The following is a 4,776-nucleotide window of genomic DNA, read 5'->3' on the forward strand; positions in this document are numbered from 1 at the left end:
GCCCACCATCCACGCCAGGGCTGACAACAGCCCCACTCCCCGCTTCCAACCCGTCATGACCCCGTACACCTCCTGGACCCATTGGCCCAGGAGGCTCAATTGCATTCACGGGGCCAATGACATCCACCCGTGGAGCGCATTGGAACGCGGAATGGCGCGGGGTGACGCGCTTCCCTTCAGGGGACAACCGGATGGCCCCACGAGGCAACCGGCTGTCCACGGTGTGTCATCCGATGGCTAGAGCTCGAGCGTGCAGAAGGTGCCGCAGCCGTCACCGCTGACGCTGTTCCCGTCGTCGCATTCCTCACCCAGTTCATACTGCACGACCCCGTCACCGCAGCGCAGGCCGAGCAGGCAGCCCGGGGCGCAGCGCCCGTAACCTCCCGGATTCGAGCCGTCGTCGCACTCCTCTCCCGGGTCCAGCACGCCATTGCCGCAGGACGCGCTGCACGTCACACCCTGGTTGGCCGGCAGGAAGGAGGACAGCTGCAGCCGGTAGCTCGAGCCCGTCGTGTGGCGTTCCGCCTGGAACACGGCGACCTCATAGACATGGCCTGGCTGGAGGCCGAACGCGGACGCCCGGTCCGCGAGGTTCACGCTCCCGGACATGGGGCCGTGAATCCCTCCCATGTCCAGCGCGAGCCTCCCGTTGACGAAGACCCAGACGTCGTCATCCCCCGTGAAGACAAGCTGCTCCACGCCCCGGTACTCGAACCAGAAGCGCGTCTCGCTGGTGAAGCTGAAGTTGTGCGTGGCTCCGCTGCTGCCCGCACGAAGCGGCTCCTGCCCCCGGGCAACCCAGCCTGCGGTGTCGAGCGGGAAGAAGGTCGGGTCCTCGAACAGGTAGGTGGGGTTGGAGGAAGACGTCTGCGTCAGGGGCATCGTGGAAACGACGGTCAGGTTGACGTTGACCGCGTCTCGAAACCATTGGTCGAAGGACGTCCGCCCATGCGTCGTGGCGGAGAACACGCCTGTCTTCGCATAGACAGGCTTGCCGTCCTGCCCCAGCGTGACCTGGACGATGCCAGTCTCCTGGCCGTTCGCGTCCTCGAAGTCGACGTGGCCTCCGGGCAGGTCCTTCCCCCGGAAGTCGCGGTAGACGACGGGAAGCACCAGCGTGGACGGGGGAGAATCGGTGCAGGTGAAACCCTCCTCGAGCTGGCAGGCGGAGGAGCAGCCGTCGAAGTCGCGCGCGTTGCCGTCGTCACACGGCTCCCCGGCCGCGATGACGCCGTCGCCACAGACGTCATTGCAGCTGCCACCCACGCAGCGGGGCTCCAGTTGGCACAGCGTCGAGCAGCCATCGCCCAGGTCGTTGTTGCCGTCGTCGCACTGCTCGGTGCCTTCCACCTTGGCGTCGCCGCAGACCGTCGTCACGCACGGCAGGCCCACGCGGGAGCACACGAAGCCCGGTTCCAGCCGGCAGGAGGCGCCACAGCCATCGCCGTGGGTCCTGTTGCCGTCCTCGCATTCTTCCGGGGCCGCGATGATGCCGTCGCCGCAGCTCGCGGCGTGGCACCTCAGGCCGGTGGCGCCACAGTTCCATCCCGGCTCGACCTGGCAGCTCGCGTTGCAGCCATCGCCGCTCGTGGTGTTCCCGTCGTCACAGCCCTCGTTGCCCTCCTTCACTCCGTCACCACAAATGGACGGGGAGCCCGCGTCGATAGGGTCCGCGCCCGCGTCGGTGGTGCCTGCGTCCGTCGCACCCGCGTCCGTCGCACCCGCGTCCGTAGCACCCGCGTCGGTGGTGCCCGCGTCCGTAGCACCCGCGTCGATGGTGCCCGCATCTGTCGCGCCCGCGTCGATGGTGCCCGCATCTGTCGCGCCCGCGTCGATGGTGCCCGCGTCCGTCGCGCCCGCGTCCGTCGTCCCGGCGTCGAGGCCCGCGTCCGTACCTGCATCCTCTCCAGGCTGCGTCCCAGCATCCGAGCCAGCGTCGTCTCCGGGCTGCGTCCCGGCGTCGTCTCCGGGCTGCGTCCCGGCATCCGTGCCAGCGTCCACCTGGGAACCGGCGTCCGGGGTCCCGGTCGAGGCATCGGGCCGGGTGCCCGCGTCGGAGTCCGTGGCGGTATCACCTCCACAGGCCGCGAGTGAGAGCAGGAGGGCAGCGCACAGCGTCCGTGTGAACAGCGCCTGACGGAAGCCCGTCCGTGTCTTGTCTGTCATAAGGGCCCGCATGCTGGGAGCCCCGATTCCAGGTGTCAACGGCGGCGTCAGGGGCCCACGGGCCCATACTCATAGCCCACCTCCATGTAGACCGGACTCTGATGACAGGTGCCGTCAATCGCGGGCAGTTCCGCCTTCCAGCACAACTGGGTGCCGGGCGTGTGGGAGACATCCATCACGACCTCATAACGCGAGTTCGCCTCCAAGAGGACCGGGTGCCAGGTGGGCGTGGGATTGGATTGGCAGACACCCCGGTCACACATCCGGCAGTCCGTGGCCACGGCGTAGGAGGGGAACGTTTCCGGGAAATGACAACCATATGCGCCACCGGGATGGGCCAGGAAGCGCACGCGTGAGATGGCGCACCCCTCCTCCTCCGGGCTCTTCATCTGCTCCGGATTCACGACCCGCGAGCGGACGGCTCCCGGCACCGGCGGACTCTGGAACTGGAAGACGACGTCATTGAAATCCTGGAGGACCCCTCCACCATTGGAGTCCTCGAAGGACAGCAGCCACCGGCCCGGCGTGCTGGGTGGCGCATGCAGCAGCGCATGCGGCAGGTTCCCATTGTCCGGATAGGTGACGCTCACGGCTGCTGGAGTGAGGATCGTCGCGTCGCCCCCTCTGATGTGACGGAGGCGATCAAGGGTGTCACCGCGCAGCCAGCCGCATGCCTTCCCGCCGTTGACCCGGGTGTTGCACGCACCTGACATGGGGCGCACGGGATTGCAGCCGTCGCTGTACTCACATTGGGCGCTTCGGGTGACGGTGGGTAACAGCCCCAGCGAATCCTGATCGAGGTTCCACTTCGCCTTGGAGAAGAACACCGAAAGCGGCGTCTTGAGATGCAGGGTGCACTGCCCATTGCCTGCCTTGCGCAGGCAGGGGTAGACGTTGTCGTTATCCGGAATGTGTTTCGCTTCGGCGCTGACGACCAGGAAGAAGACGAGCTCCCGGCCTCCCGGAATGATGCCCAGGTCCACCGTCCGGTCCCGGAAGCTGATGCCCGGGTCCGGGTTGGAGGCGCTCAGGATGCCGCGCGCGGCGTAGGCGGAGACGTCGTAGTCGGGCTCGGAATCCCACGACCCCTTATCGGCTACGGCCCCCATGCCCAGGTAGGTCTTCTGGTCGTCGTCATCATCCGTCAGGAGGAACACGAGCCGTCCCAGCCCCATCTGGTGGTTCGCGTCGTGGGCGGGCTCCAGCAGGTTGGGAATGCGCGGGAAGAGTCCGAAGTCCGAGTAGGCCGTGGTCGGCGGTGTGTTCAGGGGAGCGCTCCCGACGACATCGACCCGGAGGCCGAAGTTCGGGCCAGGCCGGGCGTCATCCAGGTCCTGCTGGGCCGCGAAGCCGCCCGAGCAGTTCTCGCTGAGCGTCAGGTCGGGGATGCTGAAGGTGAGCCCTTCTGAAATGAAGGTGCGGTTGCAGCGGCTGCCCCAGCCGATGTACGGGCGGGCCTTGGCTCCGGATGGCGGGGCCAGGTTGTACAGGTCCTCGTGCAGGTCCGTGATGCCGTTGGCGTTGGCATCCACCAGCTCGCCCTGGGCATTGACGTAGCCCCGCTGCTGAAGTTCGTCGACGTACAGGTAGCCGAAGGAATGGCTCGCGCCCGGGTTCGAGGAAACCAGGGTGACGCTCAGGGGCCGGTCCTCCGGAAACACGATGTGCTCCACGGACTCCGGGGCCTGGGGCTTCACCGTCAGGACCGCTTCCTGGAATGTCACGCCCTGGAACTGCTCGAAGCTGTCGGCCGTCAGGAGCGGCTGATGGTTGGCCTTCAGGTCCTGGACGAGGCTGAAGTCGAACGGCGCCGTGGTGGACAGGCCCAGACCATTGGTCACGGTCACCGACACGGGGGCACCGCTCCTCGCCAGGCATCGCGGTGCGGTCCAGGACACGCGGCTCGTGTTCGCATTGCCCAGCGGTCTGCTCAGGGTGCCCGAGGTGGCATTCCACGAGAAGGTGAGCGGGCTGCCTTGCGGATCCTCCGCCTGCACTCCCAGCCGGGAGAGGTTGCCCGCTTCCAGTTGCTGGAGGGTCTGCGTAACCGTGGTGAGGCGAGGCGCAAGGCCCTCTCCTTCGGCGGGCGGCTCGGCGGCGCGGGCCGGCCCAGGCGTTGCCATGATGAGCACGACGGTCCCGGCCACGCGGACCAGGACACGGATGGAATTCGGATGCACGGAAGGCCCCCTCGTTCGGCGACTGCGAGGAAAAAGGTCTATCACCACCGCCAGGTCAGGAGACACGGACACTCCGCCTGGGTCAGCCACTTCACCGCCACCCGGTGGTCCCGCGGCTGCGCCACCGCACGCCGCGGCAGGGCTTGCACCCGGCCGTTTCGACACGTCGCCCAACACCTGCGCGCGCCTGGTGACGGCAACCATCAGCGCGTGACGGCAGTCACCAGGATGGCTGCCGTTGGCGAGGCCAGCGCCCTACTCGGTCCAAACGAAATCAACGACTTGCACGGGTCCTGGCGGGACCGGGGCGTTGGCATGCCCGCTGCTATGTGTGTCCTCGTCGCTGAACGCAGCACGCCCCTTCCAGAAAAGAGTTCCGCCATGGCCGTCTCCTCCGTTGGCCGCCCCACCACCTCCCCCACCCTCTCCG

At 67.6% G+C, this 4,776-nt stretch carries 2 protein-coding genes; both read right to left on the reverse strand.

The annotated features are described in order from the left end of the window. Window positions 1-237: 237 nt before the first annotated feature. Window positions 238-2,166, reverse strand: a complete 1,929-nt coding sequence (locus D7W81_RS39840; RefSeq protein WP_120560548.1) for a DUF4215 domain-containing protein — start codon at window positions 2,164-2,166, stop codon at window positions 238-240. 47 nt (window positions 2,167-2,213) lie between these two features. Continuing rightward, window positions 2,214-4,346: a hypothetical protein gene (locus D7W81_RS39845; RefSeq protein WP_244227761.1), complete on the reverse strand. Its 2,133-nt coding sequence runs from the start codon at window positions 4,344-4,346 to the stop codon at window positions 2,214-2,216. Between the last annotated feature and the right edge of the window lie 430 nt (window positions 4,347-4,776).

Source organism: Corallococcus aberystwythensis (assembly GCF_003612165.1).
GTDB classification, from domain to species: domain Bacteria; phylum Myxococcota; class Myxococcia; order Myxococcales; family Myxococcaceae; genus Corallococcus; species Corallococcus aberystwythensis.